Origin of the sequence: Citrobacter sp. Cpo045 (assembly GCF_030332875.1) — a bacterium.
GTDB lineage: Bacteria > Pseudomonadota > Gammaproteobacteria > Enterobacterales > Enterobacteriaceae > Citrobacter > Citrobacter portucalensis.
Genome location: NZ_JAOWGZ010000096.1, coordinates 748,922 through 774,783, shown reverse-complemented (window position 1 = coordinate 774,783; position 25,862 = coordinate 748,922). Strand labels below are relative to the sequence as shown.

Sequence of the window (25,862 nt, the reverse complement as noted above, 5' to 3'; positions counted from 1 at the left end):
GACGCCGGATAGATTCAAGCAAGCCAACTTGTCGTCAAAATCGGTGTTGCAAAAACGGGAGTGACCATAGATTCCGTTTTGCTGGCCGCAGCGAAGCGGGGCGTCCGGGTGCGTTTGTTGCTGGATGATAACAACACGCCAGGTCTGGATGACACGCTGCGTTTGCTGGACAATCACCCTAATATTGAAGTCCGCCTGTTTAATCCCTTTTCCTTTCGCATCCTGCGTGCCCTGGGCTATTTAACCGATTTTGCCCGGTTGAATCGACGTATGCACAACAAAAGTTATACCGCTGACGGCGTCGTAACTCTTGTGGGGGGGCGAAATATAGGCGATGCCTATTTTGGCGCAGGCGAACAACCACTGTTTTCCGATCTGGACGTTATGGCTATTGGACCGGTTGTCCAGGATGTTGCAGACGACTTTGAGCGTTACTGGCGCTGCCGCTCGGTTTCAACATTGCAAAACGTACTTGAGGTGGCTGAACCAGCTTCTACGCAAAAAATCGAACTTCCCGAATCCTGGTATAATGATGACATAACGCGTCGCTATCTACATAAGCTGGAAACCAGCCAGTTTATGACCCATCTCGATCAGAGGTCGCTGCCGCTAATTTGGGCGAAAACGCGCTTGCTGAGTGATGATCCTGCAAAAGGAGAGGGGAAAGCGCCGCGCCACTCACTATTACCACAGCGTTTGTTTGACGTGATGGGATCTCCGACCGAGCGTATTGATATTATTTCCGCCTACTTTGTACCAACTCGCGCCGGTGTGGCGCAGCTCCTGAGACTGGTGAGAAAAGGCGTTAAGATCGCAATTTTAACTAATTCTCTGGCGGCGAATGATGTCGCGGTTGTTCACGCAGGCTATGCGCGTTGGCGAAAAAAACTCCTGCGCTACGGTGTGGAGTTATACGAGCTCAAACCAACCCGCGATCGCGTTTCAGCAGTTCATGACCGGGGATTAACCGGTAATTCAGGCTCCAGCCTGCATGCGAAAACCTTCAGTATTGACGGTCGTAAAGTGTTTATCGGTTCGCTTAATTTTGATCCCCGTTCAACGCTGCTCAATACGGAAATGGGGTTTGTGATTGAGAGTGAAGTACTGGCCGAGTTGATTCATAAACGTTTTATGCAAAGTCAGCGTGACATGGCCTGGCAACTACGTCTTGACCGTTGGGGCAGAATCAACTGGGTTGATCGGCTTTCTGGCAGCGAACAGGTACTGAAAAAAGAACCCGCTACAGGATTCTGGAAGCGGGTTCTGGTGAGGCTTGCATCCGTGTTGCCCATTGAATGGCTGCTCTGAACCATTCAATGCAAGAAAACTAACCGGCTACCGCCTTGTTTTTATCCTGCTTAATGGGCGGTTTACCCGAAAAGAGAAACTTCAGCACCGGGATCCGTAAATGGATTTCGTACAGTATGACCGCAATTCCAACCACAAAAAGCAGACCGCAGAGAAAACCCAGCAGATTCGACTTGATATGCGGTGTGATATACGCGCCAAAAAACAGCGTTAACGGGTGGTGCACCAAATAGATGAACAGCGACGCGTTGACAAAATAGGTCACGCGAGCCGACTGGAAATTCAGTAAACGGTGGCCAAGCGAAAAGACGACATTCACCATCCATAGCCCCATGACCATGGTAATGACATATTCGGTTTCATACATCCAGGCATCGCCGTTGCCGTAACGTTGATTGAGCAGGTATGCGACAAATGCGAATGCGGCGCCTAGCGTGCAGCCGCGCGATGGCGTGGTAAACAGTGCTTTCAGATTCGGATTGATAAACGCCAGCGCACCGAGCATAAAGAAAGGCACATAGAACAGCGTTTGCATAACGATAAAATTAAACATGCCATCGCTGAGAATCGAAGGGTAGAGGATGAAAATCGTTCTTCTGACGGCGGCATAGCCGACACCCAACAATATAAAAATCAGCGTTAATTTGGTCATTGACACCCCCGATGCAGGGGTACCGTCTCCACGCGATAGTCTGTTTTTCATCTGGGTAAACACCCACATGCTCAGGGTCGTTAACACCACCAGAACCAGTAAAAACCACAGATGGGAAATCAGCTCCCAGGCCAGCGCATTGTATTTGTCATAGCCGCTGAGGGTATGCCAGCTGTCTGCTTTCCCTTTCACGTATTGCAGCATGATAAATTGCGGCAGCGTAAGCAGCGGAATCGCGGTCAGCATGGGGATCCCCACGCGTTCTACACGCACCTTCCACCAGCGTTTTAACGGATAGCGCAAAAAAAGCATGTAGGAAAAATAACCTGAAATGACAAAGAAGACCTGCATGCGAAATGCATGGATAAAGTCGTTAAAAAGGGTTAACCACCATGACGGTTCTGCGCTGTTCACGTGCCAGGTGTGGGTGGAGTAGATCAATGAAATATGGAATGGGATCCCTAACAACATTAGCCAGGCACGGATGGAGTCAAGAAAATATTCACGTGGTGGTGATACAGAGCTCATAGACAGTTACGTATTCTCAGACTTTTCGTCTTATCCCTAAGACGAATAATGGTTACATTCGAGGGCAACCCTACACGAAGTCCAACAACCTGTCTCCAGGATAAGCACGCAAAGTGAAAACAGGCAGATGAACCTGCTTAAACCATGAGCCAGCGCGCGAACAATACAGGGATTCAGTTGTCGGAGTACCCGATTATCCATTAAAATGGATCGGATCAATATAAGCACACAAAGGGGGAAGTGCTTACTAATTATGAAACATAAACTACAAATGATGAAAATGCGTTGGTTGGGTGCAGCAGTCATGTTAACGCTGTATACATCATCGAGCTGGGCGTTCAGTATTGATGATGTTGCAAAACAAGCTCAATCCTTAGCCGGGAAAGGCTATGAGGCGCCAAAAAGTAACTTGCCCTCCGTTTTCCGCGACATGAAATATGCGGATTATCAACAGATCCAGTTCAATCGCGATAAAGCGTACTGGAGCAATCTCAAGACCCCATTTAAGCTCGAGTTCTACCACCAGGGTATGTACTTCGACACGCCGGTCAAAATCAACGAAGTTACCGCCACGGCGGTGAAAAGAATCAAATACAGCCCGGATTATTTTAATTTTGGCGATGTTCAGCATGATAAAGACACGGTAAAAGATCTCGGCTTCGCCGGGTTCAAAGTGCTGTATCCGATCAACAGCAAAGATAAAAACGATGAAATCGTCAGCATGCTCGGTGCCAGCTATTTTCGCGTTCTGGGTGCAGGTCAGGTCTACGGCCTGTCAGCGCGTGGCCTCGCGATTGATACCGCTCTGCCTTCTGGTGAAGAATTTCCCCGCTTCCGTGAGTTTTGGATCGAGCGTCCGAAACCGACTGATAAACGTTTAACCATTTATGCTTTGTTGGATTCTCCGCGTGCAACCGGAGCGTATCGTTTTGTCATTATTCCAGGTCGTGACACTGTCGTTGATGTCCAGTCCAAAGTTTACCTGCGCGACAAAGTGGGCAAACTGGGTGTGGCACCGTTAACCAGTATGTTCCTGTTTGGACCGAACCAGCCGTCTCCGGCGACAAACTATCGTCCGGAACTGCATGATTCTAACGGTTTGTCTATCCACGCGGGCAATGGGGAGTGGATTTGGCGTCCGCTGAATAACCCGAAACATCTCGCGGTGAGCAGCTTCGCAATGGAAAACCCGCAAGGATTCGGACTGTTGCAGCGTGGCCGTCAGTTCTCGCGTTTTGAAGATATCGACGATCGTTACGATCTGCGCCCAAGCGCCTGGATCACGCCAAAAGGTGACTGGGGTAAAGGTAAGATTGAGTTAGTTGAAATCCCAACTAACGATGAAACGAACGATAACATCGTTGCGTACTGGACGCCGGATCAACTGCCTGAAGCGGGCAAAGAGATGAACTTCAAGTACACTTTGACGTTCACGCGTGATGAGGACAAGCTTCATGCGCCGGAAAGCGCCTGGGTACAGCAGACTCGTCGTTCTACCGGTGATGTAAAACAGTCCAACCTGATTCGTCAGCCTGACGGTACCATCGCGTTTGTGGTGGACTTTACCGGCACAGATATGAAAAAGCTGCCGCAGGATACCCCGGTTACCGCACAAACCAGTATTGGCGACAACGGTGAAATCGTTGAAAGCACTGTGCGCTATAACCCGGTATCTAAGGGTTGGCGTTTGATGCTGCGCGTGAAAGTGAAAGACGTGAAGAAAACCACTGAAATGCGTGCTGCCTTGGTCAATGCCGATCAGACGCTGAGTGAAACCTGGAGCTACCAGTTACCTGCCAATGAATAAGACAACTGAGTATATTGACGCAATGCCGCTTTCGGATATCGAGAAAGCGGCACTGCCGAAAACTGACATCCGCGCCGTTCATCAGGCGTTGGATGCCGAGCATCGTACTTACTCGCGCGAAGATGATTCACCGCAGGGTTCTGTGAAAGCTCGCCTTGAGCAAGCATGGCCGGATTCTTTGGCTAAAGAGCAGTTGGTTAAGGACGATGAGGGCCGCGATCAGCTGCAGGCGATGCCAAAAGCAACGCGTACCTCTATGTTCCCCGATCCCTGGCGTACCAACCCGGTTGGTCGTTTTTGGGATCGCTTGCGTGGGCGCGATGTGACGCCGCGTTATCTTTCGCGTTTGACGAAAGAAGAACAAGAAAGCGAGCAAAAATGGCGTACCGTAGGCACCATCCGCCGCTATACGCTGTTGATTCTAACGCTGGCGCAAACGGTCGTAGCAACCTGGTATATGAAGACGATCCTCCCGTATCAGGGGTGGGCATTTATTAATCCGGTAGACATGATGGGACAGAACTTGTGGGTCTCCTTTATGCAACTGCTGCCCTACATGCTGCAAACCGGCATTCTTATTTTGTTTGCCGTGCTTTTCTGTTGGGTGTCTGCGGGATTCTGGACCGCGCTGATGGGCTTCCTGCAACTGTTGATTGGACGAGATAAGTACAGTATCTCGGCCTCAACGGTTGGGGATGAACCGCTGAATCCTGAACACCGTACCGCGCTGATTATGCCTATCTGTAACGAGGACGTTGACCGCGTATTTGCGGGACTTCGCGCCACGTGGGAATCGGTCAAAGCAACGGGCAACGCCGAACATTTCGATGTTTATATCCTGAGCGACAGCTACAACCCTGATATCTGCGTGGCAGAACAAAAAGCGTGGATGGAGCTGATTGCTGAGGTGCAGGGCGAAGGGCAGATTTTCTACCGCCGTCGCCGTCGTCGCGTGAAGCGTAAAAGCGGCAACATTGATGACTTTTGTCGTCGCTGGGGAAATCAGTACAGCTACATGGTGGTGCTGGACGCTGACTCAGTGATGAGTGGTGACTGTCTGAGCGGCCTGGTGCGTCTGATGGAAGCGAATCCGAATGCCGGGATTATCCAGTCTTCACCGAAGGCTTCCGGTATGGATACGCTGTATGCGCGCTGCCAGCAGTTTGCGACCCGTGTTTACGGACCGCTGTTTACCGCCGGGCTTCACTTCTGGCAGTTAGGGGAATCACACTATTGGGGCCACAACGCAATTATCCGCGTGAAGCCATTTATCGAGCACTGTGCGCTCGCGCCGTTACCGGGCGAAGGCTCGTTTGCGGGATCGATCCTCTCCCATGACTTCGTGGAAGCGGCATTGATGCGTCGTGCTGGCTGGGGGGTGTGGATTGCTTACGATCTGCCGGGATCTTATGAAGAGCTGCCGCCGAACCTGCTGGATGAACTCAAGCGCGACCGCCGCTGGTGCCACGGTAACCTGATGAACTTCCGTTTGTTCCTGGTGAAAGGGATGCACCCGGTTCACCGTGCGGTATTCCTGACCGGTGTAATGTCCTATCTGTCTGCGCCGCTTTGGTTTATGTTCCTCGCGCTCTCTACCGCATTGCAGGTGGTGCATGCGTTGACGGAGCCGCAGTACTTCCTGCAACCGCGTCAGCTGTTCCCGGTTTGGCCGCAGTGGCGACCTGAACTGGCGATCGCGCTGTTTGCTTCAACGATGGTGCTGCTGTTCCTGCCGAAGCTGCTGAGTATTTTGCTCATCTGGTGTAAAGGGACGAAAGAGTACGGCGGGTTTATCCGCGTCACGCTGTCGCTACTGTTGGAAGTTCTGTTCTCCGTGTTGCTGGCGCCGGTGCGTATGTTGTTCCACACCGTCTTCGTCGTGAGTGCCTTCCTCGGTTGGGAAGTTGTGTGGAATTCGCCGCAGCGTGATGACGATTCGACCCCGTGGGGTGAAGCGTTTATGCGTCACGGTTCTCAGTTACTGCTGGGGCTGGTGTGGGCTGTGGGTATGGCCTGGCTGGATCTGCGTTTCCTGTTCTGGCTGGCACCGATTGTCTTCTCGCTGATCCTGTCACCGTTTGTTTCCGTGATTTCCAGCCGTTCCACGGTGGGGTTACGTACCAAGCGCTGGAAGCTGTTCCTGATCCCGGAAGAGTATTCTCCGCCGCAGGTGCTGGTGGATACCGATACTTATCTGGTGATGAACCGTAAACGTACGCTGGACGATGGCTTTATGCATGCGGTGTTTAATCCGTCGTTTAACGCACTGGCCACGGCCATGGCGACTGCACGCCACCGCGCCAGCAACGTGCTGGAGATTGCACGCGATCGTCATGTGGAACAGGCACTGAACGAAACGCCGGAGAAACTGAATCGCGATCGCCGCCTGGTGTTGTTGAGCGATCCGGTGACCATGGCGCGTTTACATTACCGTGTCTGGAATTCACCTGATAAGTATTCTTCGTGGGTGAACTACTATCAGGGACTGACACTGAACCCGCTGGCGCTCAGGAAAAAATAAGCGTTCTGTAACGTGAAAATACCGGCCTGGTGCCGGTATTTTTTTATATTGAATAGAATGAGTCGTGAGGTAGCAGGTGCGAATATTGGCTGTAGGAATAATGATCTTCTTCCTGAGCGGATGCGGCAGCATTATTAGTCGTACCATCCCAGGGCAAGGACACGGAAACCAATACTATCCTGGCGTGCAATGGGATGTTAGGGACTCCGCATGGCGCTACGTCACTATCCTCGATCTGCCATTTTCGCTGGTGTTTGATACGTTGCTGCTGCCGCTCGACATACATCATGGACCTTACGAGTAATTATCGCTCATCCCATTCATCGGCTGCGGTCTGTCCCTCTTCAGTATCAAGGGGAGGTTCCAGCTGGAATTCACCTTCATCCCATTCGTGAAGCGTATTTTCTTCCTGCCACTCCTGGCGGATTTCAATTTCATCATAGTCGCCATCAAAAACGCTCTGGGCCGCTTCCCCGCTCAGGATTGGAAGACATTCACCATCTACATCATCCTCGTCAGCAAAGAATTCCGCCTGCCACATAATGTCGCCATCCTGTAGCACGTATTTTTGGACGCTTAGCTGTTGAACGCTGGCGTCGTCTGACTCAAGGTCAGGGTTATCAGCCAGAAACACTTCACGAGCTGCATCAATAGCCTCTTCCAACGTGGCATAAAAATTCATGTCATTCTTTGCCATATTTCTTCTCCTAAGGCGAACAATAAAGGGGGATGATTCAATCTATAGACGGCGATCCGCAGAGCGTCAAACCCGTTAGCTGCATGGCTCACTCAATCAGATGATTACTGCCTGCAATGCCTACGAGACTGGGGGAAAGTAACTTCGGTTGTTTATGAAAAAATTTACATTGGCAGATACTGAAGCCGACGTAATATCAGGAAAAAAATTCAAGAAAAAATAGTAATGTATGTGGTTTGCTATGTAGTAATGAAAATCGAAAAATTAAAAAATGACGTTATATAAGGAAATCTTCAGGGTTAAACGTTATTTTTTATATGTTTTAGAGAGGAAATCCGATCGCTTATGAAGTAATATTTCGTAACTTAATAAAAACTAAGAAGAAAATTAATGCCCTATACGGAAGTGTCGCAGGTGCAATCAATGAAAGTGGCTAAACTTAGTGGTGTCTCTGGTAGTGACAAAGTATCTTTTGTGTATGGGGGCTGTGAATAGTGTGAGTGATACTTAAATAGTATACATAATTAAATATTATTAATGACAAAGGTTATAAATCTATAAGAAACCATTAAATAAGAAATGAATTAGTGTCATTGAATCTGTGCAGATATAATAGTTTGCAAAATCTTATGCTTTATTATATAAAATGCAAAATTAAGAAAGCCCTTAAGGTTGTTATGGATAACGGCAATTCAAATAATAGAAGGTTAATGGCTTTCTATATAATCTGTTTGGCTAGCTATGTTCTTGGTGGAGTGTGTCTTACACAATTTAAATTAACGATACAAAGTGTGCCGCAAACAGTATATCTGATTATAATTGTAGGGTTATTCTTTTTATATGGGATAATCTTCCTGTTTATGTTATTCCAGTATCTTTGTAGAAAAGATCTCACCTGCCTTATGATATTAGGTATGGCGTTTCTTGGGAATAACATATTTTTCATCGAGACTATCTACATCGTTCAGGACTTGATTAATGATTATGCCTCAATCGAAAAAAGAACTAACGATATAGCCATATTCTATTACTTTCGGCAGATTAGTTTCATCGCTCTGCTATTTGTTTCATTAAAATCTTATAAAGTATCCTCGACAGTTATTGAAACCAAAGAAAGAGAACCTTGCTATATCGTTCTGTCTTTTTTAATCATGCTTGTTATCGCGGTGGTGGCGCACGCTCTGGCCAGTTACAACCCTAATTTTACACTCGAGATCACAAGCCTGAAGCCTGATAATGTCACCGTGCACTGGCATATTGGGTACATTTATTCGCTTATTGTATCCTGGGGACTGGTCCTGTTGTATTTAATCATTAAAACCAGAACGCATAACATCTTGTGGAAAAGTATAGGGCTACTGTGTTGCTCAGCAATATTGACCAATGTACTACTTCTGAGCCTGGATGAATATAGCATGTATATTTGGTATGTAAGCCGGGGGATTGAGGTGATAAGTGCTCTGTGTATAATCTCAATACTGATGTACAACACCTTCATCATCTTAAAAAAAGAAACGGATTCAGCTATTAAAGACGCAATGACTAAAATATATAATCGTAAACTATTCTATAAGTCATTAAAATCATCATTAGCAAAAGGCACAGTATGTGTAATGGTTCTGGATATTGATAAATTCAAACGGATTAATGATACTTACGGTCATCAGGAAGGTGACAGAGTGATAATCAGCATTGTCGACATTGTCAATAAATCAATCAGAGATACGGATATTTTTGCCAGAGTAGGCGGCGAAGAATTTGCGATCCTTCTTAAGTGTAACGATAAAGATGAGGCAATTGTTGTTGCAGAGCGAATTAGGCGAAATGTAGAGAATGGTACGACAATACCAAATTCATATGAGTTAAAAGAAAAAATGACGATAAGTATCGGTGTATATTGTAGCAAAATTGATGATGAATCAGCGGATAAAGTTGTTTCATACGCCGATGCCGCATTGTATGAAGCCAAAAATTCTGGCAGAAATAAGGTGTGTTACTATTATCATTAAGGTTGAAATATACGTTGTGTAAGATAAGTTTATTATTCCGAACCGGCGAATACAAATACACAAATCATCCCACGACCTCTGTACTCCGACGACGGCGCAGGCTATTCCACGAGTACAGGGCGTTAAACAGTACGACGCCCGCGGTCACACAGAAAACGGCACGAAAACCGTAGTTGGCGGATATCGCTGCCCCCATTAGAGGTCCTGTTACGTTACCGATATCGCGAAATGACTGGTTATAACTGAAAATACGTCCAGCTATTTGATTGGTCGAGTTGTAAACCAGCAGCGTTTGTACCGCCGGGAGCAGAGCGCCGTCGGCCGCACCCAATAAAAAGCGCAGAACACCAAGCTGCCAGGGCGTATGGACAAATGACATTGGAATAAGCAGTAACACAGAAACGATCAGCGCGACGATCAGGATCTTCTCCGGGCCAATTCGATCGCCTAATTTGCCAAGTTTCGGGGCGCTGATTAATGCCGCAACGCCGGGGACAGAGGCTATCATCCCACTGATAAACGCAATATTGCTGACGTTGCCAGCCAACTCTCGAACGTACAGAGTCAGTATTGGCGCGATAGAACCGGTGGCTACCTGAATGATCAAAGTGGTGATAAACAGGCTCAGCACCAGTTTGGGGTTCTTTAAAGAGGCCACGACTTCACGAATGTGCAGCATCTCCTTCTTGCTCACCGGCTGGAAACGCTCGCGGATAAAAAATAGCGTCAGGATGAAGCAGACCAGCAGCACGCTGGCGGTGATGAAAAATACAGGGCGTAATCCGTACTGATCCGCGAGGAGGCCGCCAGCTAGCGGCCCGAGCAGTGCGCCACTAACGCCACCGGTTGAAAGCGTTCCCAGTGCCCAGCCGCTTTTATTGCGTGGAACCTGGGTGGCGATCAGTGCATTCGCATTGGGGATGAATCCACCAAGCAGCCCTAACAAGGCGCGCAGGATTAAGAACTGCCAGATATTTTGCGCCAGTCCCATCAGCAGCATCACAATTGCCATGCCCAACGCGGAACGCAGTAGCATGATTTTTCGTCCTTTGCGATCGGCAAGGCCACCCCAGAAAGGAGAGGCAATGGCTGAAAAGAGAAAGGTGATGCTGAAGACCAGGCCTGACCACATATTCAGGGCGCTATGACCCGTGACGCCGAGACTCTCGACGTAAAGAGGCAAAAAGGGCATGACCAGGCTAAATGCTGCTCCGGTTAAAAAACAACCTAACCAGGCAACGGTGAGGTTGCGTTTCCAGTTTATGGGGGCATCTGAGGGTGACATAGCGATCCGCAGTGTGATGCGCTGTTTGCGCTATCGATTGAATATAAGTAAGCAGGCTAATTATGCGCCTGGTTGATAGTTGCTGCAATGCGGATAGCAGTTAAACCTAAAACGGGTAGGGAGCGGGTTGCAGCCCACTGGGCTGCAACTCTGCGTCAGTACAGAGAAGGGGAGCCTTCAGGACGCGTCTTGAAGCGACGATGCAACCACATATACTGCTCTGGCGCCATCATGATGCATTGCTCAACAATTTTGTTCATCCACGCAGCTGTAGTCTCTGCGTCGTCCAACGGTGGTGAACATTCTGGAGGCAACATAATCAATTGATACCCTTTACCGTCAGGTTTGCGGCGGGGAACAAACGGTACCAGGCAGGCATTGGACATGCGTGAAAGCATCCAGGTCCCTGAGGTTGTTGCGGCTTGTTCAACGGCAAAAAGTGGTACAAACACGCTGGCGCGAGGGCCGTAATCATGATCCGGCGCGTACCAGACCACTTCGCCCTTTTTCAAGGCTTTAATCATCCCTTTCAGGTCTTTACGATCGAGCATTGATTTATTCGAGCGCATGCGGCCCCAGGTTTGTAGCCAGTCCAGCAGCGGATTGTCGTTAGGCCGATACACACCAATACCCGGCTCCTGCAAGCCAAACTGGCGCGCACCCAGTTCCAGAGTCAGAAAATGCAGACCCACTAACAGAATCCCGCGTTTTTGCGCCTGAACGTCACGGATATGTTCCATTCCGATCACTTCCGTCCAGCGCGAAATACGCTTATCGGACCAAAACCAGGCCATCCCGGTTTCCATTACGCCCATACCTACGGATTCGAAGTTCTTGACGACCATCTGCTGGCGTTCCTGCTCACTCATCTGCGGGAAGCACAGTTCCAGATTTCGGGAAACAATTTTTGCCCGACGTTTCATCAAACGTAGCGCTAGTCGACCTAACGCACAGCCCAACTTAAAGAGGATGGGGTAGGGTAACTGCACGATTAACCAAAGGATGCCAATACCCAGCCAGGTTAACCAATAACGTGGATGCAGTAACGCAGCCGAAAACTTGGGTAAATTCGTCATGTCTATCCTGTCTTCAAACGACCAATTCCCTGTATTGTCGCATTTTTTCGCGCGTATCAAAAATTTGTGACGGGAGAACGGTGATTAATTCCGCAATTGTTGTTGCGATTTTATCGTGAAGTATGAAATGTAGCGTAAAATGTGTGGATGTAAATTGGCGATGTTTGCTTTATTATGCCGCCGATTTTCATTTATTCCTTATTTGCAGGATACGTACACCATGCCAGTGTTACACAACCGCATTTCGAACGACGCCCTCAAAGCCAAAATGCTGGCCGAGACCGAGCCGCGCACGACGATCTCATTCTATAAATATTTCACCATTGCCAATCCTCAGCACACGCGTGATGCGCTGTACCAGATGTTCACCGCATTGAACGTCTTCGGGCGAGTATATCTTGCCCATGAAGGAATTAACGCGCAAATCAGCGTACCGCAAAGCAACGTCGAGGCATTTCGCCAGCAACTCTATGCGTTTGATGCTGCATTGAAGGATTTACGTCTGAATATAGCGCTGGATGATGACGGTAAATCGTTCTGGGTACTGCGTATGAAAGTCCGCGAACGTATCGTGGCGGATGGTATTGACGATCCAGACTTTGACGCCAGCAACGTGGGGGATTATCTCAAGGCTGCAGAAGTGAACGCCATGCTGGACGATCCTGAAGCGGTATTCATTGATATGCGCAACCACTATGAATATGAGGTGGGTCATTTCGAGAATGCGCTGGAGATACCGGCAGACACGTTCCGCGACCAGTTGCCGAAAGCTGTTGAAATGATGCAGGCGCATAAAGATAAAAAAATCGTGATGTATTGCACGGGTGGGATCCGCTGTGAGAAAGCTAGCGCCTGGATGAAACACAATGGATTTAGCAAAGTCTGGCACATTGAGGGCGGTATTATTGAGTATGCCCGCAAGGCGCGTGAGCAGGGGCTTCCGGTACGTTTTGTCGGTAAAAACTTTGTCTTTGATGAGCGTATGGGCGAAAGGATCTCTGAAGATGTTATCGCACATTGCCATCAGTGCGGCACGGCGTGCGATAGCCATACTAATTGCAAAAATGATGGCTGCCATCTGTTGTTTATTCAGTGCCCGGCTTGTGCGCAGAAATATAAAGGCTGCTGTAGCGAGCTGTGTAGCGAAGAGAGTGAGTTGCCGGAAGAGGAACAACGGCGTCGTCGTGCGGGGCGTGAAAATGGCAATAAAATCTTCAATAAATCACGCGGTCACCTGAATACCAAACTGGGTATTCCAGACCCTGCGCAATAACATGATGCCGGATGAGGGGTAGTACCTCATCCGGTAATTCATGCGTTACTTCTGCTGAACACCTTCCACTGAGATGATCAAATCGACTTCCTGCGATGCAGGGCCGAGATCGGTGGTGATGTTGAAATCCTTCAGCTTAATCTTACCTTGCGCTTCAAAACCAGCGCGCGTACCGCCCCAGGGATCGCCACCCTGACCGATGAGCTTCGCGTCCAGCGTAACCGGTTTGGTAACGCCGTTCAGGGTCAAATTACCGGTGATATCCAGGTCATTTCCCTCTTTTTTCACGCTGGTGGAGCTGAAGGTCGCCTGCGGGAATTTTGCCACGTTAAGGAAATCTGCACTGCGCAGATGCTTGTCGCGTTCGGCGTGATTAGTGTCAACGCTGTTGGTGTTGATGGTTACGTTAACCTTATCGGCTGCGGGATTTTTCTCATCAAAGGTAAACGTACCGTCGAAATCTTTGAAAGTGCCGTACAGCCAGCTGTAACCCAGATGCTGAATACGGAAATTAACAAAGGCATGCTGTCCTTCCTTGTCAATTTTGTAATCTGCCGCCACGGCCGACCCGGTGGTGAATAACAGAGAAGCGAGTGTAAGTCCCAGCAGGTTTTTTTTCATTTTAAGCTCCATAGTCAGATGACGATTTTCCCAACATGCGATTGAGGGTATCGTCGTTATCAATAAAGTGATGTTTCAGGGCCATCAGTCCGTGTAGTAGGGATAAAATCACCACGGTCCACGCAAGCCACAGGTGCAAGCTACCGGCGAGGTCGGCCTGGGTACCCGCATTGGCCAGGGTGGCGGGAATGTCGAACCAGCCAAAGACGCTTATCGCTTTGCCATCTGCGGTGGAAATCAGATATCCGCTGATGACTATTGAAAAGAGCAGCAAATAAAGTGCGAGGTGACCGATTGCCGCGGCGATACGGGTTAAACGGGAGTAGCTTGCCAACGCAGCAGGCGGAGGGGAGAACAACCGCCAGATAACGCGGATAACCAGTCCCATCATGAGTAGGATGCCGATGCTTTTATGCAGTTCGGGGGCCTGGTGATACCAGCCATCATAGTAGCTAAGCGTGACCATCCATAACCCCAACGCAAACATGCCATATACAGCAATCGCAACCAGCCAATGTAATGTGGCTGACACTACGCCATAGCGCTGTGGAGTATTATTGAATTGCATAAGCACACCGATTGATATTTCAGAAGTGAATGAAAATGGCGTGTAAAAGACATTAATGCAACTAATAAATAACAATAGTGATGATATTTATTTTTTGTTCAATAAAGTTGACTGATTGTTGAGGTAATCATCAAGGGATTAGTGCGAAAATATGTGGCGGGCTTAGTCTATGGGGTGTTATGGTTTTTGTTATTGTTCAGTTTATTGCAATGAAAATTAAGCTAATCTCAATTTTTGTCAATTATTGTCAGCGCGCAGGAATCAGAAAAACATAATATATATTACATCCATAATGGCCAGCAGTGACCATAAAATAATGTAGAGCATAAGATGCTCGCGAATATTATTAACCAGATAGTGAAAGATACGGCGCATTGACGTTATTCCTGTCATTAAAAATGGCCTCACCAACGAGGCCATTCATTTATTATCACTTAAAACGGCTTAGCCTGAAGGGGGTCAGGTCAAAGTCAGACGGTTTGTCCTGAGCGAAGTCTGCCGCAATCTCTCCCAGTACAGAGGCAAACTTAAAGCCATGTCCGCTCAGTCCGGTAATGATCAGCGTGTTGTCATGTTCCGGCAGAGTATCAATTATAAAGTCCTCATCCGGTGAATTATCGTAAGTGCAGGATGCGCCGTGCAGGCAACAGCCAACGCCAGGCAGAATTGTGCGCAGGAATGGGAAGGCTTCAGAACCGTCGCTGGCCACAGCGGCAAATGGCTTACGCTCTTCTGCAGAGTGAATTACCTGTCCTCCATTGTGCTTACCAATTTTCAGCTCGTCGTTTTCAGCCGGGAAACCGTAGTATTGATCGCCATTTGGCAGTTCGCCGGTGAAGGCCGGGAAGTTATTCTTAACGCTGTAGCGCCCATCGGCCTGATACCAGGCGAACACTTTGCGCACAGGTTGTATCGGTAGTTCAGGGACTAAAGCCTGCACCCAGGTGCCGGCGCTGATCACTGCTTTCTTCGCGTGGTAGTCACCGTCAGCCGTTTCTACCGTGATGCCATCATCACCGTGATGAATTGCGCTGACCGGGCATTTAAACAGTTGCGCACAGCCTGCTTCTTCCGCCAGACGGATCCAGGTTTTAATTGCTAACTCACTGCGTAAAAAACCGGACTCCGCTTCAAACAGACCGACATAGTTGTCAGGTACGCGAATTTCCGGCCAGCGAGCCATGATGGCCGCTGCATCTAATTGTTCAACGTTAAGTTGCCACTGTTTTGCGCTTTGCGCTGCAGTTGCTAAGAAGGTTGACTCTGCCGGACCGAGGTTGATAACTCCGGAGCGAACAAAAATCGGTTCTTCATTATGGGTGGACAGTTCATCCCACAATGTTTGCGCACGTAGCACCAGCGGAACGTATTTTTCTCCTTCGCCATAAGCATGACGAATTAATCGAGTATCGCCGTGGTGGCTGCCCTGTTGATGTGGTGGCATATGCGCATCGATCATCAGAACCTTCAGACCGGCACGAGTGGCATAGTATCCAGCTGCGGCGCCTACCGAACCGCTGCCAATAATGATTAAGTCGTATTTCATCCGCTTCTCTCTGCAATCGCGATAGTAGAAGGGTAAATAACTGACCTGGAATATTCAACCTGGAAATAAGAAAGGCACCGCTAAGGTGCCTTTTGATGGTTGGATGTATCAGGTTTAATGTCGCTGATACTCATTTACCTGGTAATCGCCAGATTCAATTTTGGCGATTCCTGCTTCTAATATCGAAATAAATTGCCTGGCAACATCAGTGGTTAACCAGAGCGTTTGACCAACTTCAGTCCCATCCGGGTCAGGGCGGTTCGGGGTTTGGTAGTGCAAACGCAGCATCAGCGCATCGTAGCTATCAACAGTGCTGATGTCCCACCCTACAAGCGGATGAGTCTGAATGACTTCATTATTCTTTTCCATCATGCCCCCTAATTCGTGTTACTAGACAACGGTTTTCGAGGTTCAATGCGTTTTTTCTGAAGCAACTTCAGTATATCAATAAATAAGGGTATTCATTGAAAATTTAAAGAGGGAAGGGCATAAATTTTTTGTTTTCAGCGTTATCTGACTAAGAAACCGACATGTTATTCATTTTTTTTAAGTATGTTGCACAATTATTTTGTTGTTTTGGTTAAAAGATAATCGGTGGGTTAATATTAAATTAAATGCTCGTCAGAAGAAATGTGCGATTGATTACAAGATAGCGTGTATAAAAAAGCCGGGGCGACCCGGCAAACAAACATCACTGCATATCATTATTTATTCGTTAATGAACCAGTCATCCGCGCTTTCCCAGGTTTCCTGTAGGATCTCGCTGATGCGTTCTTTGTCCTCTTTGGTCGCGCCAATAACCGACAGATTGTTTGCGCCGGCATAACGGACGGTAACGTTACCTTCGTTATCCGGAAAATGGTGCTGAATACGGCGGGAGAGTTCACCTGCCAGTGCGTCAATTGCACCGGCAGGTAAAGGTGAAGTTTTGGCAATAGTGACTTCAATACGCATAGTAGCCCCCTGTTGAATATACTGTTTATTTATACAGTTATTCGAATCAGTTGGCTACACTTTTTTTAGCTTTTTACTGACCAGCGTACCGTTTCGCCACCCAGGAAAGGCACCAGCGTATCGTCTTCCAACGCTATGCTCTCAGGAACAAGGTGCTCCATGCGTTCCAGCTCAATAAAGGTCTCATTTACCGGCAAACCATAGAACTGTGGGCCGTTGAGTGAGCAGAAGGCTTCGAAATGGTCCAGCGCATTCATCTCTTCAAACACGGTGGCATAGCTGCCTAGTGCGGTCGGTGCATTAAAGCATCCAGCACACCCACAGCTTGACTCTTTGCGATGACGTGCGTGCGGCGCTGAGTCGGTACCGAGGAAGGCGCGCGTAAACCCGCTGGCAACCAGTTCACGCAGCGCCTGTTGGTGGACGTTACGTTTGAGGATCGGCAGGCAGTACAGGTGAGGACGAATCCCGCCAACCAGCATGTGGTTGCGGTTAAACATCAGGTGCTGTGGCGTAATAGTCGCTGCCAGAAGCTCGTTACCGTCGCGCACGTATTCGGCAGCATCTTTGGTAGTGATATGCTCGAACACTACTTTCAGCGAGGTCAAACGCTGGCGCAGCGGTTCCATCACCGTTTCAATAAAGCGCGCTTCGCGATCGAAAATATCGATATCTGCATGCGTCACTTCGCCGTGCACCAGCAGCGGCATACCCAATTTTTCCATCCTCTCCAGCACCGGCATGATGGCGTCAATAGAGGTTACACCATGCGTCGAGTTGGTGGTGGCATTGGCCGGATAGAGTTTTGCTGCGGTGAATACGCCTTCGTTAAATCCACGTTCCAGCTCGTTGGGATCCAACGTATCCGTTAAGTAGCAGGTCATTAATGGTGTGAAGTCGTGTCCAGCAGGTACCGCGTCAAGAATGCGCTGGCGATAAGCGATAGCCGCGTCAACCGTGGTGACGGGCGGTGCCAGGTTCGGCATGACAATGGCGCGACCATAAATTTCACTGGTGTAGGGCACGACAGTTTTTAACATGTCGCCATCGCGAAAGTGAAGATGCCAGTCGTCTGGGCGGCGGATCTTTAAAACCTGGGATGGTGCAGTCATTAATATGCTCCGGCTGAGGATAGTCTTTTTTGCCGGAAACAAAGGATAAGCGGAAACGTTTTCGTTTGCACGAAAAAAAAGGGCGCATCGGCGCCCTCAGTTTTATTAGTCGGTGAACGGGATGATGATTTCCCCCGGTTTCACCTCAATTCCCTTCGCCAGTTTTTTCGCCAGTGCTTCACTCTGGCTACTGTCATCCTGCAGAATGTAGGCTGGCTGCTGGTTGAAATAGTTACGCAGCGACTGGTTTAAATAAGGCATCAGCGTTTGCAGTACCGACTGCATTTTTTCTGGTGTAACGGTCGCATCCACGACTTCCATCTCTTGCAGATAAATTGCGCCTTTCTCTTTGTTGAATACCGGTAAGGCTTTTAACTTCAGCTTCATGGTCGCTTTTTGGCTGCCAAACAGGGAATTCATGTCCAGGTTGGCATCACCGGTCAGCGTCACTTTATTGGGTTCTTCACGGCCAATCTGACTGGCGAGATTATTTAGTACGATGTGTGCTTCAGCAACGCCGGGCAAGCCGATATCTTTAGAAAAGTTATTATGCTTTGCCAGGGCCTGATTAATTTCTTGCTCGCTAACCGTGTATTGCGTGAGTTGATTACAACCAACCAACAGGCCGCTGACAATCAGTGCAGCGGCAAAAAAAAACTTTTTCATGGGGTTCCTCAACATGATGCATGTGGCGTAATCGTGACACAAAGCATCATCGAGTACCAGCGCCCCGGACGCCAGCAGAAAAAACTGAAAAGCGCCCGGACGCAGGTTCGGCTATCAGGCGTCTGGCTCCAGCATGCCTCTCGTTGGGCGTTTGAGACTGAATTGCCAGCCCAGCGCCAGGAAGGTGATGAGGCCGATAATACCGAGCATCATCCAGGGCAACTCAGGCTGTGCCAGGGCTTTACCCATGTCAAACAGCCAGCCGCCGCCGATATATCCAATTGCGCCTCCGATAGCGAGCCCCAGTCGACTGAAGCCCATATAGCTTCCTCTGGCACGTGCATTCGCCAGTGAGGCGCTAAGGGTTTCACGCGCTGGTTCGGCGATGATCGAGCCAATATAGAACGTACAGATCAGGGTGAACAACTGCTGCAAATTCCCCACCAGACCGATCGGCATCATGCTCAGAGACATCACCAGCAGACCGGCCATCAGACGATGTTCAAGGCGAAAACGTTTTTCACTCCAGCGGGCAATTGGGTAGAGCAGCGTCAATGAGAGGCACGCCTCGATGGCATACATCCATTTCACGGCGGCCGGTGAACCTGCGATGTCGTTCACCATGATTGGCAGCATCAGCATCACCTGTACCGCCAGCATGTAATAGCCCGCCAGCGTCAGCACATAGGTGACAAAGCGCTTGTCATGCATCACGTGGCTCATCCCTTCGCGCACTGGAATTTTCACCGTCGACAGCTTCCATGCCGGGAGCAGCCAGGCGTTAAACGCCGCGCACAGAACGAACAAAATTGCGCCGGTGGCACAGACGAGACGAAAATCGTATTGCAATAACCAACTGCCAAGCAACGCGCCAACCACGGCCCCGGCGCTATCCTGCATCATCAGAATAGAGAAAAAGCGCCCACGCTTTTCCGGGCGGATCAGTTTAACCACCAGCGCCGAGCGGGGTGGGTCGAATAGTGTACCGCCCAGTCCGGAGAGAAAGCAGGAAAACCACAGCAGCCACGGCTCATGGGCAATGCCCATGGTGGCGAACCCGGCAGCGCGCATCAGCATGCCGGTGACGATCATCGGTTTTGCACCGAAACGGTCCGCAATAGCACCGCCGAAAATACCCAACCCCTGCTGGATAAATTGACGTAATCCTAGTGCAATACCGACCATCACGGCGGCCCAGCCCATTTGGTCGACGAAACGAATTGAGATCAGTGGGAAAACGACGAAGAAACCCAGCACGACCAGCATATTATCGATGAGAAGGAAGTATTTACCCAGGTTCCTTGCCTGCGAGACTTGCGACATTTCCCCTCCAGGGAAAAACTCGTCACTCTGGATAGAGTTTAAAAGATAAGCACCTCCTATTCTGCGGTGTCGTCATCGCTTTTCCCACCCTTCGCGGGACAATATTTTTTTATCAAAAGTCCGTCTTGATAGAGAGTTTTCATCAAAATGTGTGAATAATTCAAAAAATGGCATTTTGCTCTTTTCACAGGGTGTATTCGCACAGGTATAGTAATGCGAATAGCGTATTGAAGACGTTACGGGAAGGAGTAGGTATAGAATGTTTGGCTATCGCAGTAACGTGCCAAAAGTGCGCTTAACCACCGACCGCCTGGTCGTGCGTTTAGTGCATGAGCGTGATGCCTGGCGTCTGGCAGATTATTACGCAGAAAATCGTCATTTCTTAAAACCCTGGGAACCTATTCGCGATGAAAGCCACTGCTATCCGTCCGGCTGGCAGGCGCGTCTGAGCATGATCTCTGAGTTTCATAAACAGGGCACCGCCTATTATTTTGCGCTGCTCGATCCTGACGAAAAAGAGATTATCGGCGTTGCGAACTTCTCAAACGTGGTGCGGGGATCCTTCCATGCCTGTTATCTCGGCTACTCCATTGCGCAGAAATGGCAGGGGCAGGGGCTAATGTATGAAGCCTTAACCTCGGCCATTCGTTATATGCAGCGCACGCAGCATATTCACCGCATTATGGCTAACTACATGCCACATAATAAGCGCAGCGGTGACCTGCTGGCGCGACTGGGTTTTGAAAAAGAAGGGTATGCCAAAGACTACCTGCTGATTGACGGGCAGTGGCGCGATCACGTGCTGACGGCGTTGACCACATCAGAATGGACCCCCGGCCGCTAAGTTTCAGATGCAGCCATGATTAATGGAGAAGACGATGAAATACGAATTAACCGCCACCGAAGCACGAGTGATTGGCTGTTTATTAGAAAAACAAGTGACCACGCCGGAACAGTACCCACTCTCCGTTAATGGAGTCGTAACAGCCTGCAATCAAAAAACGAATCGTGAACCGGTGATGAACCTGTCGGAATCGGACGTGCAGGAGCAGTTGGATAACCTGGTTAAGCGACATTTTCTGCGCACGGTGAGCGGTTTTGGCAATCGCGTCACGAAATATGAGCAGCGTTTCTGCAACTCTGAATTTGGCAATCTGAAGCTTAGTGCCGCAGAGGTGGCCATAATCACCACACTGCTGCTGCGGGGCGCTCAGACGCCTGGTGAACTGCGTAGCCGCGCATCCCGTATGTACGAATTCAGCGATATGGCCGAAGTGGAGTCGACGCTGGAAAATCTGGCGAACCGGGAAGATGGGCCTTATGTGATCCGCCTGGCGCGTGAGCCGGGCAAACGTGAAAGTCGCTATATGCACCTGTTTTGTGGTGAGGTTGATGAAGCCATTGCCGCGGCAGATGAACCCCCTGTAGCCTCCGGTGATCTGCAGGCGCGCGTGGAAGCGCTGGAAACGGAAGTCGCAGAGCTTAAGCAGCGACTTGATTCCTTGCTGGCGCACCTGGGAGACTAACGTGAAAAAATTACGTATCGGCGTAGTCGGCCTGGGCGGTATTGCACAAAAGGCCTGGCTACCCGTGCTAGGCACCTCCGCGGACTGGACGCTGCAAGGCGCATTTTCACCTTCACGCGATAAAGCACAGCGTATCTGTGACACCTGGCGAATACCCTACGTGGATTCATTGAAGAATCTGGCGCAAACCTGCGACGCGGTTTTCGTCCATTCCAGTACCGCGACGCACTATGCGGTAGTTAGTGAATTGCTGAATGCCGGAGTTCACGTGTGTGTGGATAAACCGCTGGCGGAAAACCTGCACGAGGCTGAGCAACTGGTCGAGCTGGCCGCGCGGAAAAAACTCACGCTGATGGTCGGGTTTAACCGTCGATTTGCACCGCTGTACCAGGTTCTCAAAACCCAGTTAAGCACCGCAGCGTCTGTACGTATGGATAAGCACCGTACGGATAGCGTTGGGCCGCACGATCTGCGCTTCACTCTGCTGGACGACTATCTGCACGTGGTCGATACCGCTTTGTGGCTGGCGGGAGGGCAGGCGCAGTTAAATAACGGCACGCTGCTGACCAATGAATCTGGTGCGATGCTCTACGCCGAGCATCATTTTTCTGTCGGTCAAATGCAGATAACGACCAGTATGCATCGCCGTGCCGGTAGCCAGCGCGAGAGCGTGCAGGCGGTGACGGACGGCGGCCTGATTGACGTCACTGATATGCGGGAATGGCGGGAAGAGCGTGGGCAAGGTGTTGTTCATAAGCCGATAGCGGGCTGGCAAACGACCTTAGAACAGCGTGGTTTTGCCGGATGTGCCCGTCATTTCATTGAGTGCGTGCAAAATCAGACGGTTCCCCAAACGGCAGGCGAGCAGGCGCTACTGGCCCAGCGTGTTGTTGAAAAGCTGTGGCGGGAGGCGATGGCTGAATAACCCCCTGTAACATCTGGCGGTAGTAATTCATTGTAATCCAGGTACTATATGCCCACTCAAAATAACACCTCTTTTCAACCATAGGCTGGTTTGTCGGCCTGATAAGGTGCCAGGGGGTCGCCATCAGGCACAGCAAAAGTGTCGGATGGCGACGAGAATGCCTTATCCGACCTACGGGCAGGTTTGTCGGGGTTTTGCCTCAGAGTCTGGAATACAACATAGATGAATTTATTAAAGTCGCTGGCAGCCGTCAGCTCGATGACGATGTTTTCACGTGTGCTGGGTTTTGCGCGTGATGCGATTGTCGCCAGAATCTTTGGTGCAGGGATGGCGACAGATGCCTTTTTTGTGGCATTCAAACTTCCTAACCTGTTGCGCCGAATTTTTGCCGAAGGCGCATTTTCGCAGGCATTTGTGCCGATTCTTGCTGAGTACAAAAGCAAGCAGGGGGAAGATGCTACCCGCGTGTTTGTTGCCTACGTTTCCGGACTGCTGACGCTGGCGCTGGCCGTGGTGACGGTAGCCGGGATGTTGGCTGCGCCATGGGTGATATTAGTCACCGCGCCGGGATTTGCCGACACAGCGGATAAATTTGCGCTGACCACTCAACTGCTGCGGATCACTTTTCCCTATATTCTACTGATTTCACTGGCCTCACTCGTTGGTGCGATCCTTAATACCTGGAACCGCTTTTCCATTCCTGCGTTTGCCCCGACCTTTCTGAATATCAGCATGATCGGCTTCGCGCTATTTGCGGCACCCTATTTTAACCCGCCGGTGCTGGCGCTGGCGTGGGCCGTTACGGTTGGCGGCGTGCTACAGCTGATTTATCAGCTTCCGCACTTGAAGAAAATTGGCATGCTGGTGCTGCCGCGCGTGAACTTCCGTGATGCGGGGGCGATGCGTGTCGTCAAGCAAATGGGCCCGGCGATCCTTGGGGTATCTGTCAGCCAGATTTCACTGATCATCAATACGATTTTCGCCTCGTTTCTGGCCTCTGGCTCAGTTTCATGGATGTATTATGCCGACCGTCTGATGGAGTTTCCGTCCGGTGTTCTGGGCGTGGCGCTGGGGACTATCCTGCTGCCATCGCTGTCCAAAAGCTTTTCCAGCGGTAATCATGATGAATATTGTCGCCTGATGGACTGGGGCCTGCGCTTGTGTTTCCTGTTGGCATTACCGAGTGCCGTAGCGTTGGGTATTCTGGCCAAACCGCTGACGGTGTCTCTGTTCCAGTACGGTAAATTTACCGCCTTTGATGCCGCGATGACCCAGCGTGCGCTGGTGGCGTACTCGGTAGGTTTGATTGGCTTGATCGTGGTGAAAGTGTTGGCTCCGGGCTTTTACTCGCGCCAGGATATTAAAACGCCAGTGAAGATTGCCATTGTGACGCTGATTATGACCCAGGTGATGAACCTGGCGTTTATCGGGCCGTTAAAGCATGCCGGGCTGTCGCTGTCGATTGGTCTGGCGGCATGTCTGAACGCTTCACTGCTGTACTGGCAACTGCGGAAACAGAAAATCTTTACCCCACAACCGGGCTGGAGCTGGTTCCTGGCGCGTCTGGTGATTTCCGTGCTGGTGATGTCTGCGGTGCTGGTTGGGATGCTCTACATCATGCCGGATTGGTCGCAGGGAACGATGTTGTGGCGTCTGCTGCGTCTGATGGCGGTCGTGGTGGCAGGTATTGCCGCTTACTTCGCAGCACTCGCCGTACTGGGCTTTAAAGTAAAAGAGTTTGTGCGCCGGACGGCGTAAAGGATCAATGCCGGATGGCGGCATAACGCCGTATCCGGCCTACAAAAGGCGTAGGCCTGATAAGCAAAACGTTATCAGGCTGACATCAAATAGAGAATTTTTTCCCGCCGCGGTGCGCAGCAGAGGTTTGACCGTTTGCGCCATACAACGCCGGTTCCTGGTGCGGTTTCAGCACTTGTATTGCTTGTTGATTACGCTCGATCTGCCCTTCCAGCAGCCAACCGTTGTGCTGGTTGAGGTCGCGTAAATGCTGTGTTTTCTTGGTGATAGTCTGCCAGCGTTCAGCAATCTCATCATTGGCGCTGCGCGTGGCGTCATGTTCCAGGCGGCGCTGCTGCTCAAGATAATCAAGGGTTGCCAGCAAGGAGCTTTTTTCTTCTGTAATACGCTGTAGCTGGCTGCCGTTGATATGCCCTGCGGAAAGCTGCTGCTGTTCAGCATCCATTACCGTTTTCAGGTCATTGAGGACGGTCGTCATCTGGTCAAGTATTTCTGACAAACGAGTCATACTTTATTTACTCTGTAGGTAGCTCTGCGCCTCGCGAATCAGCGAGTCGGCAATTTTTCCGGTATCCATTTTCAATTCACCGTTACGGATTGCGGTTTTCAGTGCTTCCACGCGTTCCATATTGATGTCATTGGTTCCGGGCTGCATCAGTTTGGCCTGGGCGTCGCTCAGCATGACGCTGGTGCTGGTGGTCGCGGTGGTTTTTTCCTTCCGCGCTTTTTGTACCGGCGCATCGCTGGTTTCACGCGGCTGAACGGTGCTTACTGGCTTCAATGGTGAGGTACGATCAATGCTCATTTTATTTTTCCTCATCGAGGGGTTACGCTATAGCGGCCCGCTGTAATCATTGGTTGTTTATCTATCGGCACACGCTAAAAAATCTTTAACCTATTATAGGTTAATAAGAATATTCCCATCAGAATCGACGACGCCGCTCACCACCTGGCCTGAAATCATCCGCACTCGCGCATTCTGTGCGACAGCGGCGTTGTTCAGCGCTTTACCTTCGGCATTGACCCGAAAGCCATCTCCGTTGGCAATAACCAGTACGCGCTGACCGGCCTTGATCCGCCATGCCTGGCGCAACATCGAAAGCTGTATCGGTTGGCCCGGCACCAGATCGCGCAGGCTCACTGCATCTTGCACCTGACTCATATCCAGCACCGCGCGCGGCGGTAGTTGGTCCAGTCGACCACGTTTCAGCGTTACGCTGGCTGGGGTCAGGGGGCTACCTCGCGCTACGGACGCAGCGGCAACAACGTAGTTTCCCGTCGCCTGCACGTTCACCTGCAGATAACGTTTTTCGTTGGCACAGCGGGCCAGCACATTCACATTACCCCACAGTTTCGCGCTACCTGACACGCTTAATGCTGGTTGCTCACAGCTCGGCAGTAAGTTAGGTGACGTTCGGATAGTGACCACCACCTCATCGCTAAATCCGGCCAGGCGCTGGGAAAACCATGCCGTTAGCTGCGAATTCAGGTCTTGCGCCAGCGTCATAGGGCTGAACAGCAGTGCTGCCACGACTATTCCACGTTTAAACGTTTGCATCAAAACCTCGCGCTTTTTCAGGTAGTGGCAGGATTTTACCTGTGTGACGCAGTCATCAACGCAACAAATAGCGACGCATTTTGCGTTTATTCCGGCGATAACGCGCGCGTAATGGGATTTAAGCTGTCGGCTGAATTTTGTCATTTGCG

General features: G+C 50.0%; 25 protein-coding genes and 1 pseudogene. 10 read left to right on the top strand and 16 right to left on the bottom strand.

The features are described from left to right. Positions 1 to 72: 72 nt before the first annotated feature. Positions 73 to 1,308 (top strand): annotated as a pseudogene (locus OGY13_RS15385) (phospholipase D family protein); the annotation flags it as partial. 19 nt (positions 1,309 to 1,327) lie between these two features. On the opposite strand, the gene mdoC reads toward OGY13_RS15385, so the two are convergent. Further along, complete coding sequence (gene mdoC, locus OGY13_RS15380; RefSeq protein ID WP_032942947.1) at positions 1,328 to 2,488, bottom strand: glucans biosynthesis protein MdoC; 1,161 nt, start codon at positions 2,486 to 2,488, stop codon at positions 1,328 to 1,330. A gap of 271 nt (positions 2,489 to 2,759) precedes the next feature. Here mdoC and mdoG point away from each other — a divergent pair, with 271 nt between their 5' ends. The 3 genes from mdoG to OGY13_RS15365 all read left to right on the top strand — a co-directional run bounded on the left by mdoG (position 2,760) and on the right by OGY13_RS15365 (position 7,120). Further along, positions 2,760 to 4,295 (top strand): glucans biosynthesis protein MdoG, encoded by a 1,536-nt coding sequence (gene mdoG / locus OGY13_RS15375; RefSeq protein ID WP_103014639.1) that lies wholly within the window; start codon positions 2,760 to 2,762, stop codon positions 4,293 to 4,295. Beyond that, on the top strand, positions 4,288 to 6,816 hold the full coding sequence (gene mdoH / locus OGY13_RS15370; protein WP_048235662.1) for a glucans biosynthesis glucosyltransferase MdoH: 2,529 nt from the start codon (positions 4,288 to 4,290) through the stop codon (positions 6,814 to 6,816). The genes mdoG and mdoH overlap by 8 nt, the downstream gene beginning before the upstream one ends. A gap of 76 nt (positions 6,817 to 6,892) precedes the next feature. Continuing rightward, on the top strand, positions 6,893 to 7,120 hold the full coding sequence (locus tag OGY13_RS15365) for a YceK/YidQ family lipoprotein (protein ID WP_003832117.1): 228 nt from the start codon (positions 6,893 to 6,895) through the stop codon (positions 7,118 to 7,120). On the opposite strand, the gene OGY13_RS15360 is transcribed toward OGY13_RS15365, so the two are convergent. Then, positions 7,121 to 7,498 (bottom strand): MysB family protein, encoded by a 378-nt coding sequence (locus tag OGY13_RS15360; RefSeq protein ID WP_008784346.1) that lies wholly within the window; start codon positions 7,496 to 7,498, stop codon positions 7,121 to 7,123. Positions 7,499 to 8,190: 692 nt separating this feature from the next. Between OGY13_RS15360 and OGY13_RS15355 the strand changes: the two genes are divergently transcribed. Next, positions 8,191 to 9,522: a sensor domain-containing diguanylate cyclase gene (locus OGY13_RS15355; RefSeq protein WP_048236462.1), complete on the top strand. Its 1,332-nt coding sequence runs from the start codon at positions 8,191 to 8,193 to the stop codon at positions 9,520 to 9,522. Between the two features lie 64 nt (positions 9,523 to 9,586). Here OGY13_RS15355 and mdtG read toward each other — a convergent pair whose 3' ends face one another. Together mdtG and OGY13_RS15345 are read right to left on the bottom strand one after the other, a co-directional pair. Then, positions 9,587 to 10,807, bottom strand: coding sequence for a multidrug efflux MFS transporter MdtG (mdtG, locus tag OGY13_RS15350; protein ID WP_032942948.1), 1,221 nt, complete (start codon positions 10,805 to 10,807; stop codon positions 9,587 to 9,589). A 155-nt stretch (positions 10,808 to 10,962) separates the two neighbouring features. Further along, complete coding sequence (locus OGY13_RS15345) at positions 10,963 to 11,883, bottom strand: Kdo(2)-lipid IV(A) acyltransferase (protein ID WP_003036136.1); 921 nt, start codon at positions 11,881 to 11,883, stop codon at positions 10,963 to 10,965. 220 nt (positions 11,884 to 12,103) lie between these two features. Here OGY13_RS15345 and trhO point away from each other — a divergent pair, with 220 nt between their 5' ends. Then, entirely contained in the window at positions 12,104 to 13,156 is a 1,053-nt protein-coding gene (gene trhO, locus OGY13_RS15340; protein WP_003832128.1) for an oxygen-dependent tRNA uridine(34) hydroxylase TrhO, read from the top strand. Between the two features lie 45 nt (positions 13,157 to 13,201). On the opposite strand, the gene OGY13_RS15335 is transcribed toward trhO, so the two are convergent. The 9 genes from OGY13_RS15335 to mdtH all read right to left on the bottom strand — a co-directional run bounded on the left by OGY13_RS15335 (position 13,202) and on the right by mdtH (position 19,946). Then, positions 13,202 to 13,777 (bottom strand): YceI family protein, encoded by a 576-nt coding sequence (locus tag OGY13_RS15335; protein ID WP_003832130.1) that lies wholly within the window; start codon positions 13,775 to 13,777, stop codon positions 13,202 to 13,204. Position 13,778: 1 nt separating this feature from the next. Then, a complete protein-coding gene (locus OGY13_RS15330; RefSeq protein WP_213752870.1) occupies positions 13,779 to 14,345 on the bottom strand; it encodes a cytochrome b in 567 nt (188 codons plus the stop codon). Between the two features lie 261 nt (positions 14,346 to 14,606). Continuing rightward, on the bottom strand, positions 14,607 to 14,720 hold the full coding sequence (locus tag OGY13_RS15325; RefSeq protein ID WP_003036148.1) for a YceO family protein: 114 nt from the start codon (positions 14,718 to 14,720) through the stop codon (positions 14,607 to 14,609). Positions 14,721 to 14,775: 55 nt separating this feature from the next. Continuing rightward, positions 14,776 to 15,891 carry an N-methyl-L-tryptophan oxidase gene (gene solA, locus OGY13_RS15320; RefSeq protein WP_213752871.1) on the bottom strand — a complete coding sequence of 372 codons (1,116 nt, stop codon included), beginning with the start codon at positions 15,889 to 15,891 and terminating at the stop codon, positions 14,776 to 14,778. Positions 15,892 to 16,005: 114 nt separating this feature from the next. Continuing rightward, positions 16,006 to 16,260: a biofilm formation regulator BssS gene (gene bssS, locus OGY13_RS15315; RefSeq protein ID WP_003036154.1), complete on the bottom strand. Its 255-nt coding sequence runs from the start codon at positions 16,258 to 16,260 to the stop codon at positions 16,006 to 16,008. Between the two features lie 339 nt (positions 16,261 to 16,599). After that, positions 16,600 to 16,845 (bottom strand): DNA damage-inducible protein I, encoded by a 246-nt coding sequence (dinI, locus tag OGY13_RS15310; protein WP_003036157.1) that lies wholly within the window; start codon positions 16,843 to 16,845, stop codon positions 16,600 to 16,602. A gap of 65 nt (positions 16,846 to 16,910) precedes the next feature. Beyond that, the gene (gene pyrC / locus OGY13_RS15305) at positions 16,911 to 17,957 is read right to left on the bottom strand and encodes a dihydroorotase (protein WP_008784353.1); all 1,047 of its coding nucleotides are present in this window, start codon (positions 17,955 to 17,957) and stop codon (positions 16,911 to 16,913) included. 105 nt (positions 17,958 to 18,062) lie between these two features. Continuing rightward, positions 18,063 to 18,623: a lipoprotein gene (locus OGY13_RS15300; RefSeq protein WP_213752872.1), complete on the bottom strand. Its 561-nt coding sequence runs from the start codon at positions 18,621 to 18,623 to the stop codon at positions 18,063 to 18,065. A 114-nt stretch (positions 18,624 to 18,737) separates the two neighbouring features. Beyond that, on the bottom strand, positions 18,738 to 19,946 hold the full coding sequence (mdtH, locus tag OGY13_RS15295) for a multidrug efflux MFS transporter MdtH (protein WP_003832142.1): 1,209 nt from the start codon (positions 19,944 to 19,946) through the stop codon (positions 18,738 to 18,740). A gap of 259 nt (positions 19,947 to 20,205) precedes the next feature. Between mdtH and rimJ the strand changes: the two genes are divergently transcribed. The 4 genes from rimJ to murJ all read left to right on the top strand — a co-directional run bounded on the left by rimJ (position 20,206) and on the right by murJ (position 24,155). Next, positions 20,206 to 20,790 (top strand): ribosomal protein S5-alanine N-acetyltransferase, encoded by a 585-nt coding sequence (gene rimJ, locus OGY13_RS15290; RefSeq protein ID WP_003832145.1) that lies wholly within the window; start codon positions 20,206 to 20,208, stop codon positions 20,788 to 20,790. Positions 20,791 to 20,824: 34 nt separating this feature from the next. After that, positions 20,825 to 21,472, top strand: coding sequence for a YceH family protein (locus OGY13_RS15285; RefSeq protein WP_020996497.1), 648 nt, complete (start codon positions 20,825 to 20,827; stop codon positions 21,470 to 21,472). A 1-nt stretch (position 21,473) separates the two neighbouring features. Continuing rightward, a complete protein-coding gene (locus OGY13_RS15280; RefSeq protein WP_213752873.1) occupies positions 21,474 to 22,397 on the top strand; it encodes a Gfo/Idh/MocA family protein in 924 nt (307 codons plus the stop codon). Between the two features lie 222 nt (positions 22,398 to 22,619). Next, entirely contained in the window at positions 22,620 to 24,155 is a 1,536-nt protein-coding gene (gene murJ, locus OGY13_RS15275; RefSeq protein WP_003832150.1) for a murein biosynthesis integral membrane protein MurJ, read from the top strand. An 85-nt stretch (positions 24,156 to 24,240) separates the two neighbouring features. Here murJ and flgN read toward each other — a convergent pair whose 3' ends face one another. From flgN to flgA, 3 genes are all read right to left on the bottom strand, one after another. Further along, on the bottom strand, positions 24,241 to 24,663 hold the full coding sequence (gene flgN / locus OGY13_RS15270; protein WP_003036178.1) for a flagella biosynthesis chaperone FlgN: 423 nt from the start codon (positions 24,661 to 24,663) through the stop codon (positions 24,241 to 24,243). A 3-nt stretch (positions 24,664 to 24,666) separates the two neighbouring features. Next, on the bottom strand, positions 24,667 to 24,960 hold the full coding sequence (gene flgM / locus OGY13_RS15265) for a flagellar biosynthesis anti-sigma factor FlgM (RefSeq protein WP_003832153.1): 294 nt from the start codon (positions 24,958 to 24,960) through the stop codon (positions 24,667 to 24,669). Between the two features lie 93 nt (positions 24,961 to 25,053). Next, a complete protein-coding gene (flgA, locus tag OGY13_RS15260) occupies positions 25,054 to 25,713 on the bottom strand; it encodes a flagellar basal body P-ring formation chaperone FlgA (RefSeq protein WP_153687026.1) in 660 nt (219 codons plus the stop codon). Between the last annotated feature and the right edge of the window lie 149 nt (positions 25,714 to 25,862).

Bases quoted from the DNA above. Each gene is read 5' to 3' on its own strand.
- OGY13_RS15330 (WP_213752870.1), bottom strand. From the start codon at position 14,345: ATGCAATTCAATAATACTCCACAGCGCTATGGCGTAGTGTCAGCCACA.
- trhO (WP_003832128.1), top strand. From the start codon at position 12,104: ATGCCAGTGTTACACAACCGCATTTCGAACGACGCCCTCAAAGCCAAA.
- OGY13_RS15300 (WP_213752872.1), bottom strand. From the start codon at position 18,623: ATGAAAAAGTTTTTTTTTGCCGCTGCACTGATTGTCAGCGGCCTGTTG.
- mdoH (WP_048235662.1), top strand. From the start codon at position 4,288: ATGAATAAGACAACTGAGTATATTGACGCAATGCCGCTTTCGGATATC.
- OGY13_RS15335 (WP_003832130.1), bottom strand. From the start codon at position 13,777: ATGAAAAAAAACCTGCTGGGACTTACACTCGCTTCTCTGTTATTCACC.
- OGY13_RS15325 (WP_003036148.1), bottom strand. From the start codon at position 14,720: ATGCGCCGTATCTTTCACTATCTGGTTAATAATATTCGCGAGCATCTT.
- flgN (WP_003036178.1), bottom strand. From the start codon at position 24,663: ATGACTCGTTTGTCAGAAATACTTGACCAGATGACGACCGTCCTCAAT.
- mdoC (WP_032942947.1), bottom strand. From the start codon at position 2,488: ATGAGCTCTGTATCACCACCACGTGAATATTTTCTTGACTCCATCCGT.
- pyrC (WP_008784353.1), bottom strand. From the start codon at position 17,957: ATGACTGCACCATCCCAGGTTTTAAAGATCCGCCGCCCAGACGACTGG.
- flgA (WP_153687026.1), bottom strand. From the start codon at position 25,713: ATGCAAACGTTTAAACGTGGAATAGTCGTGGCAGCACTGCTGTTCAGC.
- OGY13_RS15285 (WP_020996497.1), top strand. From the start codon at position 20,825: ATGAAATACGAATTAACCGCCACCGAAGCACGAGTGATTGGCTGTTTA.
- murJ (WP_003832150.1), top strand. From the start codon at position 22,620: ATGAATTTATTAAAGTCGCTGGCAGCCGTCAGCTCGATGACGATGTTT.
- solA (WP_213752871.1), bottom strand. From the start codon at position 15,891: ATGAAATACGACTTAATCATTATTGGCAGCGGTTCGGTAGGCGCCGCA.
- flgM (WP_003832153.1), bottom strand. From the start codon at position 24,960: ATGAGCATTGATCGTACCTCACCATTGAAGCCAGTAAGCACCGTTCAG.
- bssS (WP_003036154.1), bottom strand. From the start codon at position 16,260: ATGGAAAAGAATAATGAAGTCATTCAGACTCATCCGCTTGTAGGGTGG.
- mdtH (WP_003832142.1), bottom strand. From the start codon at position 19,946: ATGTCGCAAGTCTCGCAGGCAAGGAACCTGGGTAAATACTTCCTTCTC.
- mdtG (WP_032942948.1), bottom strand. From the start codon at position 10,807: ATGTCACCCTCAGATGCCCCCATAAACTGGAAACGCAACCTCACCGTT.
- mdoG (WP_103014639.1), top strand. From the start codon at position 2,760: ATGATGAAAATGCGTTGGTTGGGTGCAGCAGTCATGTTAACGCTGTAT.
- OGY13_RS15360 (WP_008784346.1), bottom strand. From the start codon at position 7,498: ATGAATTTTTATGCCACGTTGGAAGAGGCTATTGATGCAGCTCGTGAA.
- rimJ (WP_003832145.1), top strand. From the start codon at position 20,206: ATGTTTGGCTATCGCAGTAACGTGCCAAAAGTGCGCTTAACCACCGAC.
- dinI (WP_003036157.1), bottom strand. From the start codon at position 16,845: ATGCGTATTGAAGTCACTATTGCCAAAACTTCACCTTTACCTGCCGGT.
- OGY13_RS15345 (WP_003036136.1), bottom strand. From the start codon at position 11,883: ATGACGAATTTACCCAAGTTTTCGGCTGCGTTACTGCATCCACGTTAT.
- OGY13_RS15355 (WP_048236462.1), top strand. From the start codon at position 8,191: ATGGATAACGGCAATTCAAATAATAGAAGGTTAATGGCTTTCTATATA.